The organism is Tibeticola sediminis (assembly GCF_003843835.1).
In the GTDB taxonomy this organism is placed as follows: Bacteria; Pseudomonadota; Gammaproteobacteria; order Burkholderiales; family Burkholderiaceae_C; genus Tibeticola; species Tibeticola sediminis.
In genome coordinates this window covers 23,579-40,402 of the sequence record NZ_RKQL01000003.1, presented here as the reverse complement: position 1 = coordinate 40,402, position 16,824 = coordinate 23,579, and the positions used below count along the sequence as shown (strand labels likewise).

General features: G+C 64.9%; 13 protein-coding genes. 12 read left to right on the top strand and 1 reads right to left on the bottom strand.

From position 1 onward, the window contains the following. The first annotated feature begins 2 nt into the window (after positions 1-2). The 9 genes from EDC62_RS07115 to EDC62_RS07075 all read left to right on the top strand — a co-directional run bounded on the left by EDC62_RS07115 (position 3) and on the right by EDC62_RS07075 (position 9,167). On the top strand, positions 3-677 hold the full coding sequence (locus EDC62_RS07115; RefSeq protein WP_124222129.1) for a type IV pilus inner membrane component PilO: 675 nt from the start codon (positions 3-5) through the stop codon (positions 675-677). Further along, positions 677-1,234, top strand: a complete 558-nt coding sequence (locus EDC62_RS07110; protein WP_124222648.1) for a pilus assembly protein PilP — start codon at positions 677-679, stop codon at positions 1,232-1,234. The genes EDC62_RS07115 and EDC62_RS07110 overlap by 1 nt, the downstream gene beginning before the upstream one ends. A 173-nt stretch (positions 1,235-1,407) precedes the next feature. Next, entirely contained in the window at positions 1,408-3,534 is a 2,127-nt protein-coding gene (locus EDC62_RS07105) for a type IV pilus secretin PilQ (protein WP_425469992.1), read from the top strand. Between the two features lie 35 nt (positions 3,535-3,569). Further along, positions 3,570-4,667 (top strand): hypothetical protein, encoded by a 1,098-nt coding sequence (locus tag EDC62_RS07100; protein WP_124222125.1) that lies wholly within the window; start codon positions 3,570-3,572, stop codon positions 4,665-4,667. Further along, the gene (locus EDC62_RS07095; protein WP_281273843.1) at positions 4,664-5,227 is read left to right on the top strand and encodes a shikimate kinase; all 564 of its coding nucleotides are present in this window, start codon (positions 4,664-4,666) and stop codon (positions 5,225-5,227) included. The genes EDC62_RS07100 and EDC62_RS07095 overlap by 4 nt, the downstream gene beginning before the upstream one ends. A 9-nt stretch (positions 5,228-5,236) precedes the next feature. Beyond that, a complete protein-coding gene (gene aroB, locus EDC62_RS07090; protein ID WP_124222123.1) occupies positions 5,237-6,361 on the top strand; it encodes a 3-dehydroquinate synthase in 1,125 nt (374 codons plus the stop codon). 85 nt (positions 6,362-6,446) lie between these two features. Continuing rightward, positions 6,447-7,634: a deoxyguanosinetriphosphate triphosphohydrolase gene (locus EDC62_RS07085; RefSeq protein WP_124222121.1), complete on the top strand. Its 1,188-nt coding sequence runs from the start codon at positions 6,447-6,449 to the stop codon at positions 7,632-7,634. A gap of 25 nt (positions 7,635-7,659) precedes the next feature. After that, positions 7,660-8,277 carry a DUF1415 domain-containing protein gene (locus EDC62_RS07080; protein WP_124222119.1) on the top strand — a complete coding sequence of 206 codons (618 nt, stop codon included), beginning with the start codon at positions 7,660-7,662 and terminating at the stop codon, positions 8,275-8,277. Beyond that, positions 8,274-9,167 carry a class I SAM-dependent methyltransferase gene (locus EDC62_RS07075; RefSeq protein ID WP_124222117.1) on the top strand — a complete coding sequence of 298 codons (894 nt, stop codon included), beginning with the start codon at positions 8,274-8,276 and terminating at the stop codon, positions 9,165-9,167. The genes EDC62_RS07080 and EDC62_RS07075 overlap by 4 nt, the downstream gene beginning before the upstream one ends. Here EDC62_RS07075 and EDC62_RS07070 read toward each other — a convergent pair. After that, positions 9,161-9,547, bottom strand: a complete 387-nt coding sequence (locus EDC62_RS07070; protein WP_124222115.1) for a BON domain-containing protein — start codon at positions 9,545-9,547, stop codon at positions 9,161-9,163. The two genes, EDC62_RS07075 and EDC62_RS07070, sit on opposite strands and share 7 nt — an antisense overlap. A gap of 89 nt (positions 9,548-9,636) precedes the next feature. On the opposite strand from EDC62_RS07070, the gene EDC62_RS07065 reads away from it, so the two are divergent. From EDC62_RS07065 to EDC62_RS07055, 3 genes are all read left to right on the top strand, one after another. Further along, the gene (locus EDC62_RS07065; protein WP_124222113.1) at positions 9,637-10,350 is read left to right on the top strand and encodes a transposase; all 714 of its coding nucleotides are present in this window, start codon (positions 9,637-9,639) and stop codon (positions 10,348-10,350) included. A gap of 175 nt (positions 10,351-10,525) precedes the next feature. Next, entirely contained in the window at positions 10,526-15,283 is a 4,758-nt protein-coding gene (locus EDC62_RS07060) for a glutamate synthase-related protein (RefSeq protein ID WP_124222111.1), read from the top strand. A 32-nt stretch (positions 15,284-15,315) separates the two neighbouring features. After that, positions 15,316-16,782 carry a glutamate synthase subunit beta gene (locus tag EDC62_RS07055; protein WP_124222108.1) on the top strand — a complete coding sequence of 489 codons (1,467 nt, stop codon included), beginning with the start codon at positions 15,316-15,318 and terminating at the stop codon, positions 16,780-16,782. Positions 16,783-16,824 lie beyond the last annotated feature (42 nt).

Here is a 16,824-nt window from a genome sequence, read left to right as displayed (position 1 = left end):
TCATGGCGAACGTCCCTACCGCCGGCGGCCTCGAGAAACCGAACCTGCTCGAGACTCTGCAGCGACAGTTCCAAGGGCTGGATCCGAAAGATCCGGCCGCGTGGCCGATTCTGCCCAAGCTGGCCTTGGGCGTGCTTCTGGCCGTAGCCATCGTCATCGTTCTTTGGTTTGCCTGGCTGCAGGAGTATCAGGCGACGCTCGAGGCCGAGCAGGCCAAGGAACAGCAGCTGCGCGAGGAATACAAGAAGAAGCTGGCCAAGGCCATCAACCTCGATGCACTCAAGAAGCAGCGCGAGCAGGTTCAGCAATTCGTGACGCAGCTCGAGAAGCAGTTGCCCAGTAAGGCCGAGATGGATGCGCTGCTCAGCGACATCAACCAAGCGGGGCTCGGTCGCAGCCTTCAGTTCGAGTTGTTCCGGCCGGGCAACGTCGTGGTCCGCGAGTATTACGCCGAACTGCCCATTGCCTTGCGCGTGACCGGCCGCTTTCACGACATCGGGGCCTTTACCGCCGATATCGCGGCCCTCTCACGCATCGTGACGCTCAACAATCTCTCGATTGCACCGCGGCAGGACGGCGCGCTGGTGCTCGACACGACGGCGAAGACCTTCCGCTATCTGGATCCGGAAGAAATCGCGGCGCAACGCAAGGCCGCCGGTGCGGGAGCCAAGAAATGATGCGACGTCCATGCCATGACCGCTGGCTTGCCAGCCTGGGGCTTGCGCTGGTTTGGGGCCTTTCTGGTTGCTCCGACGGCGGACCCGAGGATCTGCAGCAATGGATGCGCGAGCAGCGCGCCCAAGTCAAAGCCACCGTGCCGCCGCTGCCCGAACCCAAGAAGTTCAGCCCGCAGGCTTACCTGGGTGCGGGCGCGCTCGACCCCTTCAGCCGCGAGCGCCTGGCACAGGCCTTGCGAGCGCAGGGTGGCAACGCGGCGTCGAACGCAGCGCTCGTGGCGCCGGAACTCAACCGGCGCAAGGAGCCGCTCGAGTCGGTTCCGCTCGATGCGATGAAGATGGTGGGCAGTCTCAACCGCAACGGCCAGCCGGTGGCGCTGATCAAGGTCGATAACCTGATTTACCAGGTCCGCCCGGGCAACTACCTGGGCCTGAACTACGGCAAGATCGTCAAGATCACGGAAACCGAAGTGGTGTTGCGCGAAATCGTGCAGGACGCGGCGGGCGAATGGATCGAACGCCAGGCCACGCTGCAATTGCAAGAGGGAATGAAATGAACAGAATCTCGGCTTCCTATTTGAAGGCAACGCTGAACAAGTCCTTCGCGCGCCGCGCATCCCAGCCGCGGGCGGTCTGCGTCGTTGCAAATCCTCGCCATAGCTGCGGCTATGGCTGCGGTTTGCGCCTCGCATCCCATCCCGCGGCCGGGCGCGCGCCATCGCGGGAACTTATTCAGCGTTGCCTGAATGCGCTGCGCAGCGCGGGCGTCTGGGCCGCGCTGGCGCTGCTGGGCACGCTGGCCCAGGCGCAGAACGCCATCAAGGCGCTGGATGCCTCGATCCAAGGAGGCTCGGAGGTCATCCGCGTCGAGCTTGCCGAGTCCCTGGCTGCGCCGCCCAGCAGTTTTTCGATTCAGCAGCCAGCCCGCATCGCGCTGGATTTTCCGGGCGTGAGCAATGCGCTCGGGCGCTCGGTGGTCGAGGTGAACCAAGGCAATTTGAAGTCGGTCGCCGTGGTTCAAGCCGGCGAGCGCACCCGCATGGTGCTCAACCTCAAACAGGCCACCGCCTACCGCACCGACGTCCAAGGCAAGGTCGTTCTGGTCACGCTGGACCCGGCGGTTGCGGTCACGCCCGCCGTGCAGACGACCCAGGTCTTTGCGGAAAGCCGCAATGTGGAGGTTTTACCCATCCGTGATCTGGATTTCCGTCGGGGAACCGATGGCTCGGGCCGCGTGGTGGTCGAGTTGCCCAATCCTCAGGTTGGCGTGGATATCAAACAGCAGGGCTCGACCCTCGTCGTCGAATTCATGAAGTCTTCGCTGCCGCAGGGGCTGCGGCGGCGCCTCGACGTGACGGACTTTGGCACTCCGATCCAGACGGTCACAAGCTTCGAGAGCGGTGACCGAGTGCGCATGGTCATCGAACCGAAGGGCGCATGGGAACATTCCGCCTACCAGACCGATGCGCAGTTCGTCGTCGAAGTGCGGCCGCAGAAGTTCGACCCGAACAAACTCACCCAGGGGCAGGGCTTCAATGGCGAGAAGCTCTCGCTCAACTTCCAGAACATCGAGGTTCGGTCGCTGCTGCAGGTCATTGCGGACTTCACGAATTTCAACATCGTGACGTCGGACACCGTGACGGGTTCGGTCACGCTGCGGCTCAAAGACGTGCCGTGGGATCAGGCACTCGACATCATTTTGCGCGCCAAGGGGCTGGGTATGCGCAAGGCAGGCAACGTGCTGTGGATTGCGCCCAAGGATGAACTCGCCGCCAAGGAAAAAGCCGAACTCGAAGCGGCGGCGGCGATTCAGGGGCTGGAGCCGCTGCAGACCCAGTCGTTCCAACTCAACTACACCAAGGCGGAGGAAATCGCTGCGAAGTTGACAGCCAACAGCGGAAGCTCCAGCAGCGGCAGCGCGCGCATCCTGAGTCCGCGCGGCAGCGTCATCGCCGAGCCGCGCACGAACCAGATCTTCGTCTCGGACATCCCGAGCAAGCTCGCGCAGGTTCAGGAGATGATCAACAAGCTCGACGTCGCGGTCCGCCAGGTGTTGATCGAGGCGCGCATCGTCGAGGCGTCGGATACGTTTGGGCGCTCGCTGGGGGTGAAACTCGGAGGTAGCGACTTGCGGGGCGTGCGCGGCGGGGATCCGGGTTATTCGGTGGGGAACAACAACCGAATTGCACTGGGCGGTACGTATGGTGCGATCTACGGCACGACGGGGCAAACTGGCACCGCGCTCGATGCCGCCAACACGACCTTCGTGAATTTGCCGGCGATTGGGCAAAACGGCTACAACCCCTCCACGTTTGCCATCTCCTTGTTCAGCGCGGCGGCGAACCGTTTCCTGAACTTGGAAATTTCCGCGCTGGAGGCGGACGGCAAAGGCAAGGTGGTCTCCAGCCCGCGCGTGGTCACAGCCGATCAAACCAAAGCCTTGATCGAACAGGGGACGGAACTTCCCTACCAGGTCGCCACTTCGAGCGGGGCGACGGCAATCGCCTTCCGCAAGGCGAATTTGAAGCTGGAAGTCACGCCGCAAATCACGCCTGAAGGCAATATCATTCTCGACCTCGACGTCAACAAGGACTCGGTCGGGCAGGCGACGGCGTCGGGGTTTGCAATCAACACCAAGCACATCAAAACGCAGGTGCTGGTCGAAAATGGCGGCACGGTCGTGATTGGCGGTATCTTCGAGCTCAACGAGACCGAAAGCGAAACCAAGGTGCCTCTGCTGGGCGACATTCCGGCGGTGGGCAATTTGTTCAAGAGCCGCTCGCGCAGCGCGAACAAGCAGGAAATGCTGGTGTTCATCACCCCGAAAATGATTTCCGATCGCGCAGCCGTGCGCTGAACATCGATTCGATTTATTTTGAGGAAGACCCGCTCATGAGACTCATGCACTGGATGGTGGCCCTGTTGGCCGCAGTATTGGTATCGGCCTGCGGCGGAGGCGGCGGCTCCTCGGGTTCAGACCCGAAAACCCCTACGGTTCAAACGACGGCTCCCGCGACACTTTCCATGCCCTTGGGTGTGGTTCAGTCTTACAGTGTTTTCGGCGGCGTCGCACCCTACAGCGTGAGCAGCAGCGATGTCCGGGTGCTCAACGCCAGCGTCAGCGACCAAACTTTGATTCTGAATTCCGTCGGCCAAGGCAATGCCACCGTGACCATCCGAGACCGCAACGGCGGTTCGGCTGCGGTCGCGATCACGGTCGGCGACCCGCTCACGCTCTCGCTGAGTTCCGTTCAAACTTACGTGGGCGACAGAGTCAAAGTCTTGATCTCCGGCGGCACGCCGCCGTATCGGGTTTCCACGCTCGAAATCGCGCTCAAAGGCACGATCGTCGGCAATGAATTGACACTCGAAATGCTGTCGGTCGGTGGCCCGTTCGATGTGGTCGTGCTCGACGCACGGAATCAACAGGTCAAGATGACCGTTGAGAAGATCCTGGCAGGGTCGCCGCAATTCAACCTCGTCCCGGCCAGTCTTTCGATTCCGGAGACATCGACGGAAAGTTTTACGCTCCAGGCTTTGGGCGGGGTCGCTCCGCTCACTGCGCGCAGCTTGCGCCCCGATCTGCTTGCTGTGAGTGTGTCGGGGAACATCGTCACGGTGCAAACTGGCACGCAGGGTAATCGTTGTGTGTCCGCAAATACGCCCGTGGACATTGAAGTGAACGATGCCCGTGGTGGCTACGCGAAAGCCACCATCACAATCATCAACGATCCGAATGTCTGTGGATTGAGCGTTTCGAGCTCCAGTGTGACGGTGCCCGTGGGTGGTTCGGTGAAGGTGCTCCTGAAGGGCGTTTCGCCGACCGGAACCGTGGCGACGACTTCTTCGAGTAACACTGTGGCCACCGCGTCGTATGCGGCTGGCTTCGTCACGATCACGGGGGTGGCGGTTGGAAGTGCGACCATTTCTGTGACCGATAGCGGGCCGCCGCCGCAGCTGGCGACGATTGCGGTCACCGTGGTGCCGTGACCGCAGGGGATACGCTGCTTGCCCTCATCGGCCTGCCCGGCAGTGGCAAGACCACGGTCGGGCGGATGCTGGCGCGGCGGCTGCAGCTGCCGTTTCTGGACTCGGACCAGGAGATCGAGCGGCGCATGGGGTGCTCGATTCGGCAGTTCTTCGAGGAGCAGGGCGAGGCGCGTTTCCGCGATATCGAGGCGGAAGTCATCGATGCCCTGACACGCTCGGGGCCTGGGGTGTTGTCCACCGGGGGCGGTGCGGTTTTGCGGCCCGAAAACCGGGCGCGTTTGCACGAGCGTTGCCGGGTCATTTACCTGCACGCGCGGCCCGAGGACCTGGCCCGCCGTTTGCGGCGCGACAGCCAGCGCCCGCTGTTGCAGGTGGACGATCCGCTCAAGCGGCTGCGTGAACTGCATGCCGCGCGCGACCCGCTGTATCGCGAGACGGCGCACGACGTTCTGGAAACTGGCCGGCCTTCGGTGGCGATGCTGGTCAACATGATCCTGATGCAACTCGAGCTGGCGCCGCAGCCGGCGGCAGGCGGAACAGGGCCAGCGTTGGGGCGATAAACTCAGCCCATGCTGACCGCGACACCCTCCCACCACCCGCTGGAGCGGGTCGAGATTTCCCTCGGCGACCGCAGTTATCCCATCCTCATCGGGCGTGGCCTGATCGACGAGGCCGGCACTTTTGAAGACGTGCCCTCGTCCAGCGACGCGATGATCGTGACGAATACGACGGTGGGCCCGATCTATGCCGAGCGGCTGGCCCGAAGCTTGGCGCCGCGACACCGGCGCGTGCACACGGTGGCGCTGCCGGACGGCGAGGGCTACAAGACCTGGGAAACGCTGAACCAAATCTTTGACGCCTTGCTCGCCCAAGGCTGCGACCGCAAGACGGTGCTCTATGCCTTGGGCGGCGGGGTGGTGGGCGACATGACCGGGTTTGCCGCGGCGTCTTACATGCGCGGTGTGCCGTTCGTGCAGGTGCCGACGACCTTGCTCGCCCAGGTGGATTCTTCGGTGGGCGGCAAGACCGGGATCAATCATCCTGCGGGCAAGAACATGATCGGTGCGTTCTACCAGCCGCGCCTGGTCGTCTGTGATCTCGACACCTTGGCCACCTTGCCCGAGCGCGAGCTCAGCGCCGGGCTCGCCGAAGTCATCAAATACGGGCCGATCGCCGATGTCGGTTTCTTGGACTGGCTCGACGCGCGCATCGAGGGGCTGCGGCAGCGTGACCCCGAAGCCTTGGCGCACGCAGTGCGCCGCAGTTGTGAAATCAAGGCCGAGGTGGTCGGCCGGGACGAGCGCGAGTCGGGCCTGCGCGCGACCCTCAATTTCGGTCACACCTTTGGCCACGCGATCGAGGCGGGGCTGGGCTACGGGACGTGGCTGCACGGCGAGGCGGTGGGTTGCGGCATGGTGTTGGCCGCGCATCTCTCGGCGCGCCTCGGCTTGGTCGATGCCGCCTTTGTGGCGCGGCTCACGAACCTCATCGAACGCGCGGGTTTGCCGGTGCGCGCGCCGCAGCTCGACGCGACGGACAATTCCGGCCGCTATCTGGCCTTGATGCGGGTCGACAAGAAGGCCGAAGCGGGCGAGATTCGCTTCGTCCTCATCGATGGGGCCGGGCGGGCAGTCGTTCGTTCAGCGCCGGACGCGCTGGTGCGGGAAGTCATCGATGCCTGTAGCTGCGCTTGAGGGCGGCTGGATGCGGCACCTGAAATCGCTCTCACAATAAGAGCAGAAAAGTACCGTATTACGCAGGCAAATCCCGATTTTTGTGATGAATCTGGCCCCTTACGCCGCGCATCCGGACCGCACCCGCGGCCGTCGTGTGCCGGAGCCGCCTGCGCCCACGCGCAGCGCGTTCCAGCGCGACCGCGATCGCATCGTGCATTCGTCGGCGTTCCGGCGTCTGGTCTACAAAACCCAGGTCTTCCTCAACCATGAAGGCGACCTGTTTCGCACGCGGCTGACGCATTCACTCGAGGTGGCGCAGCTCGGTCGGTCGGTGGCGCGCACGCTGGCGCTCAACGAAGACCTGGTCGAGGCGATCGCCCTCGCGCACGATCTGGGCCACACGCCCTTCGGTCATGCCGGGCAGGATGCGCTGCATGCCTGCATGAGCGGGCCCGGGCGCGATTGGGGCGGCTTCGAGCACAACCTGCAAAGCCTGCGCGTGGTGGACGAGCTGGAACACCGCTATCCCAGTTGGGATGGGCTCAATCTGTGCTTCGAGACCCGGGAGGGCATCCTCAAGCACTGCTCGCGCCGCAATGCCGAGCGGCTCGAGCGCGAAGAGCCGGGCGGTGTCGGCCGCCGCTTTCTCGACGGCACGCAGCCCAGCCTCGAAGCGCAGCTGTGCAACCTGGCCGATGAGATTGCCTACAACGCGCACGACATCGACGACGGCGTGCGCTCTGGCCTCATCCGCCTCGACGACCTGGCCGACGTGCCGCTGTTGGCGCGTTTTCAGGCCGAGGTCTTGGCCGAACACCCCGCTCTCGACGGGCGGCGGCAGCTCTACGAGACGATCCGCCGCATGCTCAGTGCCCAGGTCTATGATCTGATCGACCACACCCGGGCTGCGATCGACGCGGCCCGGGTCGCGAGCATCGACGATGTGCGCCGTGCGCCCCCGCTGGTGCGCTTCGGTGCGGCGATGCGCGAGGACACGGCCGTGCTCAAGCGCTTTTTGCTGCAGCGGCTCTACCGCCACCCGCGCGTCGTCGACACCACCGACCGCGCCCGGCGCGTCGTGCGCGAGCTGTTCGATGCCTATCTGCAAGACCCGGCGCAGATGGCGCCGCACTTTGCCGAGCGCGCGGCCCGCGCGTATGGGCCCGATGCCGACGCCGTGCGCGCCCGGGCGGTTGCCGACTACATCGCCGGCATGACCGACCGTTATGCGGCGCGTGAACACGAGCGCCTCACCGGCGAGCGGCTGTTCGCGCTGGCTGCCACGCAGTGAGCGGCTTTGCTTCAAGAGGAACGCCATGGATGCCCTCGTTGAAACGGATCGAGAACAGGCGATTGCCGACACCCGGCGCTGGCTCGAGCGCGCGGTGATCGGGCTCAACCTCTGTCCGTTTGCCAAGGCGGTGCATGTCAAGGGGCAGATTCACTATGCGGTCACGGCCGCGCGGGGCGGCGCGGACTTGCTCGACGTGCTCGAGGCCGAGTTGCAGGCCCTGGCCGCGGCGGACCCGGCCGTGCGGGACACGACGCTGGTGATTGCGCCCTGGGCGTATCCGGATTTTTTCGCGTTCAATGATTTTCTCGACGACGCAGATCGGCTGCTCGCGCGGCTCGGTTTGGAGGGCGTACTGCAAATCGCGCCGTTTCATCCGCAGTTTCAGTTCGCCGGCACCGATGCGGACGACATCACCAATGCGACCAATCGCGCCCCGTATCCGACCCTGCACCTGATCCGCGAAGCCAGCATCGACCGTGCGGTCGAGGCGTTTCCCGACGCCGAGGCCATCTATCAGGTCAACATCGACACGCTCGAGCAGCTCGGGCCGCAGGGCTGGGCCGCGCTCGATGTCGGGCCGCGCTTGCCACCTGCGCGCCCTGACGCCGGGCCGAGCGCCTGTGGCAAGCTCGGGCCATGAAGAAAACCAAGACTTCCAACGCTGCCTCAGGCGCAGGCGATGTGGCCGCACAGTTGGGCTTGCGTCCCGGCCAGTCCCTCGAACTGCTCAAGGAATTGCACATCCTCACGCGCGAGGGGCGCATCAATCAGGACTCGCGCCGCAAGCTCAAGCAGGTTTATCACCTGGTGCAGTTCATCGAGAAGCTGCTCGATGAGTTGCCGCCATCCGAGGGGGGCCTTCGTCTCGCCGATCATGGCGCGGGCAAGTCTTACCTCGGCTTCATTCTCTACGACCTCTACTTCAAGCACCGAGCGGAGGGCCGTGTCTATGGCATCGAAACCCGCACCGAGCTCGTCGAGCGTTCGCGCGCCCTGGCCGAGCGGCTGGGTTTTGCGCGCATGGAGTTCCTGAACCTCTCCGTGGCCGAGGCGACGCAGTCGCCGTCCTTGCCCGCGCATTTCGATGTGGTCACGGCGCTGCACGCCTGCGACACCGCGACCGACGACGCCATCGCCTTTGGCCTGCGGCGGCAGGCGCGCGCCATGGTGCTGGTGCCGTGCTGCCAGGCCGAAGTCGCCCGGCATCTCAACGCCCACAAGGCGCTGAACCTCGCGCGCACGCCGCTCGCTGAGCTTTGGCGGCATCCCCTGCACACGCGCGAACTCGGCAGCCAGCTCACCAACGTGCTGCGTTGCCTTTACCTCGAGGCTTGCGGATACCAGGTCACGGTCACGGAACTCGTCGGCTGGGAGCACAGCCTCAAAAACGAGCTGATCCTGGCGAAATACACCGGCCAGCGCAAACGCAGCGCCGCCGAGCGCCTGCACGCCATCCTCGCGGAATTCGGCCTGCAGGCCCTGGCCACCACCCGCTTTGCCCTGCCGGGTGTGCGGTCAGATCGTCAATAAACGTTCATCGTGCTGATCACCTTGCGCACGCCCTGCACCCGCTCGGCCATGGCTACGGCCAGGCGGGCGGCCTCGGGGCTCTTAGCGTTGCCGCTCAGGTAGACCACCTGGTTCTCCACGTTGACCACCAGCGTCTCCACGCCCACCCGCGGGTCGGAGCCGAGGTAGCGGCGCACCCGCTCGGCAATGTCCTGGTCGTAGGCGACGGCGGGGGTGTAAGGCTTGATGTCCACGGGGGGTTGCTTGGGCGGCTCGGGGTAGTAAGCTGGGCGGTGGTAGCCCCCGCCGCCGCAGGCGGTGAGGCCCACAGTGGCAAGCAGAAGCGCGCCGCCGACGAGGCGCGTGCGCAGGCGCGAGGAGAAAGGGGAGGGCGTCTTCATGGCGTGGCTCCTGGGTTGCGGGACGACGAAAGCGCCGCTGCCGCGGCTGGGTACAGTATGCCCCACCGCTGTTCCGAACGAACCCTTCGATGGCCCGCTTGCCCCGACTCTCTGTGCCGAATTGCCCGCACCATGTGCTGCATCGTGGCAACAACGGCCAAGCCGTGTTCCTGAGCGATGCCGATCGCCAGCTGTTCCTGCGCCTGCTCGCGGATGCGGCGCTCGAAACCCGCGTGGTCCTGCATGCCTACGTCTTGCTGGACGATTCGTTTCGCCTGCTGCTCACCCCGGGGGACGGGGGGGCGCTGGCGCGCTTGATGCAGTCGCTGGGGCGGCGCTATGTGCGGGTGTTCAACCAGGCGCATGGCCGCAGCGGCACCTTGTGGGAAGGGCGCTTTCGTTCGACGGTTGTGGAGCCAGCGGAAGTTTTGCTCGACTGCATGGTCCATATGGACCTCGCGCCGGTGCGCGCCGGCCTCGCGTCCGAGCCCGCTGCCTGGCCCTGGTCGAGTCACGGCGTCTACGCCGGGCAGCGGACGCAGCCGATCCTCACGCCGCCGGCGGTCTATTGGTCGCTCGGGAATACACCGTTTGCTCGCGAGGCCGCCTATGCGCGGCGGGTGTCGGCTGGTTTGTCGCTCGCGGAGCAGGCGAGGCTCGATCGGACGCTGCGATCCGGTTGGGCACTGGGCACAGAGGATTTCCTGGCTCGCTTGCAGACACAGGCCGATCGGCGCGTGCTGCCGGGAAAGCCAGGACGACCGCGGAAACTCCCCGAGGCCAAAAAACAGGATCAAAAATAGTCGAACGCCGGTGTGAATCGGGGGTCTCTTGCTATTTATGTTGATATGTCCCCAAATTCGACCGCGGGCCAGTCATTGGGAACTTTATTTCACTCTGACCCCGTTTTATTTTTCACGGAAAACTGCTGCGCTGCACTAAACTCGGGGCCCTGCTTTTTTCTCCAAGGAGTGCGCCATGACCACGGCAGCCGAGCGTGAAGATTTTGAACAACAGGGCCTGTATCAGGCGTCGCAAGAACATGATGCCTGTGGCGTCGGTTTCGTGGCGCACATCAAAGGGCAGAAATCGCACGCCATCATCGAGCAGGCGCTCAAGATCCTCGAAAACCTCGACCACCGGGGTGCGGTCGGGGCTGACAAGCTCATGGGCGACGGGGCCGGCATCCTGCTGCAGATCCCCGACCAGCTCTACCGCGAGGAAATGGCCGCCAAAGGCATCGCGCCGGACGGCAGCATCGGGGTGACGCTGCCGCCGCCCGGTGAGTACGGCGTCGGCATGATCTTCCTGCCCAAGGAGCACGCCTCCCGCCTGGCCTGCGAGCAAGAACTCGAGCGCGCCATCCGCGCCGAGGGCCAGGTCTTGCTCGGTTGGCGCGACGTGCCGGTCAACCGCGAGATGCCGATGTCGCCCACCGTGCGTGAGAAGGAGCCGGTGCTGCGCCAGGTGTTCATCGGCCGCGGCGACGATGTCATCGTCCAGGACGCGCTCGAGCGCAAGCTCTACGTCATCCGCAAGACCGCGAGCGCCGCCATTCAGCGCCTCGGGCTCAAGCACAGCAAAGAGTATTACGTGCCCAGCATGAGCAGCCGCACGGTCATCTACAAGGGCCTGCTGCTGGCTGACCAGGTGGGCACCTATTACGAAGACCTGCGCGACCCGCGCTGCGTTTCGGCCCTGGGTCTCGTGCACCAGCGTTTCTCGACCAACACCTTCCCCGAGTGGCCGCTGGCGCACCCGTACCGCTATGTGGCGCACAACGGCGAAATCAACACCGTGCGCGGCAACTACAACTGGATGAAGGCGCGCGAAGGCGTGATGTCCTCGCCGGTGTTGGGCGCGGACCTGAAGAAGCTCTACCCGATCAGCTTCCCGGATCAGTCCGATACCGCCACCTTCGACAACTGCCTCGAACTGCTCACCATGGCCGGCTACCCGATCAGCCAGGCCGTGATGATGATGATTCCCGAGCCGTGGGAGCAGCACACGATGATGGACGAGCGCCGCCGCGCGTTCTATGAGTACCACGCGGCCATGATGGAGCCCTGGGACGGCCCAGCCGCCATCGTGTTCACCGACGGCCGCCAGATCGGCGCCACGCTCGACCGCAACGGCTTGCGCCCGGCACGCTATTGCGTCACCGACGACGACATGGTCATCATGGCTTCCGAGGCGGGCGTGCTGCCCGTGCCCGAGAGCAAGATCGTGCGCAAGTGGCGCCTGCAGCCCGGCAAGATGTTCCTGATCGACCTCGAACAGGGTCGCATGATCGACGATGACGAGCTCAAGGCCAACCTCGCCAACGCCAAGCCCTATAAGCAGTGGATCGAAAACCTGCGCATCCGCCTCGATGATCTGCCTGCGGAAGTGCCCGGCAGCGTCGCGCCGCCGTCGGACATTGCGCTGATCGACCGCCAGCAGGCCTTCGGCACCACCCAGGAAGACCTGAAGTTCTTGCTCGCCCCCATGGCCCAAGCCGGCGAAGAAGCCATCGGCTCCATGGGCAACGACAGCCCGCTGGCTGTGCTGAGTGACCGCAACAAGCCGCTCTACAACTATTTCAAGCAGCTGTTTGCGCAGGTGACCAACCCGCCGATCGACCCGATTCGCGAGGCGATCGTGATGTCGCTGGTGTCCTTCATCGGCCCCAAGCCCAACCTGCTCGACATCAACCAGGTCAACCCGCCGATGCGCCTTGAGGTGAGCCAGCCCGTGCTCGACTTCGCCGACATGGCGAAGCTGCGCGACATCGCGCGGCACACGCACGGCAAATTCCGCTCGGAGGTGCTCGACATCACCTACCCGCTCGCCTGGGGGCATGAGGGCGTCGAGGCCAAGCTCGCCTCGCTGTGCGCAGCCGCGGTCGATGCCATCCGGGGTGGCAAGAACATCCTGATTCTCAGCGATCGCAGCGTCGCGCCGGGGCAGGTCGCGATTCCAGCGCTGCTGGCACTCTCGGCCGTGCACCAGCATCTGGTGCGCGAGGGCCTGCGCACCAGCACTGGTCTGGTCGTCGAGACGGGTAGCGCGCGGGAGGTGCATCACTTCGCCGTGCTCGCCGGCTACGGCGCTGAAGCCGTCCACCCGTATCTCGCGCTCGAGACCATCGCCGCCATCCACCAGGATCTGCCGGGCGAGCTCTCGGCCGAAAAGGCGATCGCCAACTACATCAAGGCGGTGGGCAAGGGTCTGTCGAAGATCATGTCGAAGATGGGCGTGTCCACCTACATGAGCTACTGCGGCGCCCAGCTGTTTGAGGCCATCGGCATCAACAGCGCGACCATCGACAAGTACTTCACCGGGACGGCCAGCCGCGTCGAAGGCATCGGCGTGTTCGAGATCGCAGAGGAAGCGATCCGCATGCACCGCGATGCTTTTGGCGACAACCCCTTGCTGGCCCACGCGCTCGATGTCGGCGGCGAATATGCCTGGCGTGCGCGCGGCGAAGAACACATGTGGACGCCGGACGCGATCGCCCGGCTGCAGCACGCGACGCGCGCGAACTCCTGGCAGACCTACAAGGAATACGCGCAACTCATCAACGACCAAAACCGTCGGCACATGACGCTGCGCGGGCTGTTCGATTTCAAAGTCGATCCGAGCAAGGCGATCCCGATCGACGAGGTCGAGCCGGCCAAGGAAATCGTCAAGCGCTTCGCGACCGGGGCGATGTCGCTCGGGTCGATCTCCACCGAAGCGCATGCGACCTTGGCCATCGCCATGAACCGCATCGGCGGCAAGAGCAACACGGGCGAGGGCGGCGAGGACCCGGCACGCTACCGCAACGAGCTCAAGGGCATCCCGATCCGCAAGGGCGAGACGCTCAAGAGCATTCTGGGCGCCGATGTGGTCGAGGTCGACATTCCACTCGAAGACGGCGATTCGCTGCGTTCGCGCATCAAGCAGGTGGCTTCGGGGCGCTTTGGCGTCACGGTCGAATACCTGGTCAGCGCCGATCAAATCCAGATCAAGATGGCCCAGGGCGCCAAGCCGGGCGAGGGCGGCCAACTGCCCGGCGGCAAGGTGTCCGAATACATCGGTCGCCTGCGTCACTCGGTGCCGGGTGTGGGTTTGATCTCGCCGCCGCCGCACCATGACATTTACTCGATCGAAGACCTGGCCCAGCTCATCCACGACCTGAAAAACGTCGCACCGCACGCGAGCATCAGCGTCAAGCTGGTGTCGGAAACCGGCGTCGGCACCATCGCCGCGGGGGTGGCCAAGTGCAAGGCCGACCACGTGGTGATCGCCGGGCATGACGGCGGCACCGGCGCCTCGCCCTGGTCGTCGATCAAGCACGCGGGCAGCCCCTGGGAAATCGGCCTTGCCGAAACCCAGCAGACCCTGGTGCTCAACGGATTGCGCTCGCGCATCCGCGTGCAGACCGACGGGCAGATGAAGACCGGCCGCGATGTCGTCGTCGCCGCGCTGCTGGGTGCCGATGAGTTCGGCTTTGCCACGGCGCCGCTGGTGGTGGAGGGCTGCATCATGATGCGCAAATGCCACCTCAACACCTGTCCGGTGGGCGTGGCGACGCAGGACCCGGTGCTACGGCGCAAATTCCAGGGCAAGCCCGAGCATGTCGTCAACTATTTCTTCTTCGTCGCCGAAGAGGCGCGGCAGATCATGGCGCAGCTCGGTATCCGCACCTTCGACGAACTCGTCGGCCGCAGCGACTTGCTCGACACGCGCCGCGCCGTCGAGCACTGGAAGGCGCGTGGGCTCGACTTCAGCCGCCTGCTCGCGCGTCCGGCCCTCAAGGTCGAGGCGCCGCGCTACCACACGGACGAGCAAGAGCACGGCCTCGAGAAGTCGTTTGACAACATCCTGATCGCCAAGGCGCGCGCCGCCATCGACCACGGCGAAAAGGTGCAGTTCATGGAAGTGGTGCGCAACGTCCACCGCTCGGTCGGTGCCATGCTTTCCGGCGCTTTGACCAAGGTGCGGCCCGAGGGCCTGCCCGACGACACGATCCGCATCCAGCTCGAAGGCACTGGCGGCCAGTCGTTTGGTGCGTTCCTGGCTCCGGGCATCACGCTCTACCTGATCGGTGAGGCCAACGATTACACCGGCAAAGGCCTCTCGGGCGGCCGCGTCGTCGTGCGACCCAGCCTGGATTTCCGCGGCGAGGCAACCGGCAACATCATCGTCGGCAACACGGTGATGTATGGCGCGACCTCGGGCGAAGCCTATTTCTGTGGTGTGGCCGGCGAGCGCTTCGCCGTGCGTCTGTCCGGCGCGACGGCCGTCGTCGAAGGCACGGGCGACCATGGCTGCGAATACATGACCGGCGGCACGGTGGCGGTGCTGGGAAAGACCGGCCGCAACTTCGCGGCGGGGATGAGTGGCGGTGTGGCCTATGTCTATGACGAAGATGGCTGGTTCGCCAAGCGCTGCAACACGGCGATGGTGAGTCTCGAGAAGGTCCTGCCCGCTGCCGAGCAGGAAGCCCGCGTCGACCGCGCCATCTGGCACCGTGGCCAGACCGACGAGGCGCAGCTGCGCAAACTGCTCGAGGAACACCACCGCTGGACCGGCAGCCGGCGCGCGCGCGAACTGCTCGACAACTGGGCGCAGTCCCGCGAGAAGTTCGTCAAGGTGTTCCCGAACGAATACAAGCGGGCCTTGGCTGAGCTTCATGCCAAAAAGAGCCAGCAAGCCGGCACCAAATCGGCTCCGGCTGCTCCTGAAAAAGAAGTGGCTGGCAGTCGCTAAGCCCGTGCATCGTTCGAGGAAGGTTCACCATCATGGGAAAAGTCACCGGTTTCATGGAATACCACCGGCTCGAAGAGGGCTACCAGCCCGTGCCGGAGCGGCTCAAGAACTACCGCGAGTTCGTCATCGGGCTCGATGAGCAGCAAGCCAAGATCCAGGCTGCGCGTTGCATGGACTGCGGCACGCCGTTTTGCAACAACGGCTGCCCGGTCAACAACATCATTCCGGACTTCAACGATCTGGTTTATCAGGGCGACTGGCATCGGGCGATCGAGGTGCTGCACAGCACCAACAATTTCCCGGAATTCACCGGGCGGGTCTGCCCGGCGCCCTGCGAGGCTGCCTGCACCCTCAACATCAACGACGATCCGGTGGGCATCAAGTCCATCGAGCACGCCATCATCGACCGCGCCTGGGCCGAGGGCTGGGTGCAGCCCGAGCCTGCGGCGCACAAGACCGGTAAGAAAGTGGCCATCGTCGGCTCCGGGCCTGCGGGCCTGGCGGCCGCCCAGCAGCTCGCGCGCGCGGGTCATGCGGTGACCGTGTTCGAAAAGAGCGACCGGGTGGGTGGGCTGCTGCGCTATGGCATCCCCGACTTCAAGCTCGAAAAATCGCACATCGACCGGCGCGTCCAGCAGATGCAGGCCGAAGGTGTCGAGTTTCGCACCGGCGTGGTCGTCGGCTCGTTGCCGGAAGATGCCAAGGTGCCCAACGATGCCAAGGAACGCGTGGTGCCCGAGGACATCCGCAGCGCGTACGATGCCGTGCTGCTCGCCGGCGGCTCCGAGCAGCCTCGGGACCTGCCGGTCCCGGGCCGTGAACTCGCCGGCATCCATTTCGCGATGGAATTCCTGCCGCAGCAGAACAAGGCGAATGCCGGCGACAAGCTCAAGGGGCAGATTTCGGCCAAGGGCAAGCACGTCATCGTCATCGGCGGCGGCGACACCGGCAGCGACTGCGTGGGAACGAGCCGCCGGCAAGGCGCCTTGAGCGTCACCCAGTTCGAAGTGATGCCGCGTCCGCCGGAAAAAGAGAACAAGCCGCTGGTCTGGCCCTACTGGCCGATCAAGCTGCGCACGAGTTCGAGCCACGAAGAGGGTTGCGAGCGGGAATTTGCGATCCTCACCAAGGCCTTCCTGGGCGAAAAGGGCAAAGTCACCGGCGTGCAGACCGTGCGGGTCGAGATGAAGGACGGCAAGCTCGTCGAGATTCCCGGCACCGAGCAGGTTTGGAAGGCCGACCTCGTGCTGCTGGCCATGGGTTTCGTGCACCCGCTCGCGAGCGTGCTCGAGGCCTTCGGGGTCGAGCGGGACGCCCGCGGCAACGCCAAGGCCACGACCGATGAAGAACACGGCTACGCGACCAACGTGCCCGGCGTCTTCGCGGCGGGCGACATGCGCCGCGGTCAGTCGTTGGTGGTCTGGGCGATCCGCGAAGGCCGGCAGGCCGCCCACGCGATCGACAAGCACCTCATGGGCCACAGCGTCTTGCCGCGCTGAACCGTGAATCCCGGGGATGGCTGGCGCACCCCCGGGGTTTCC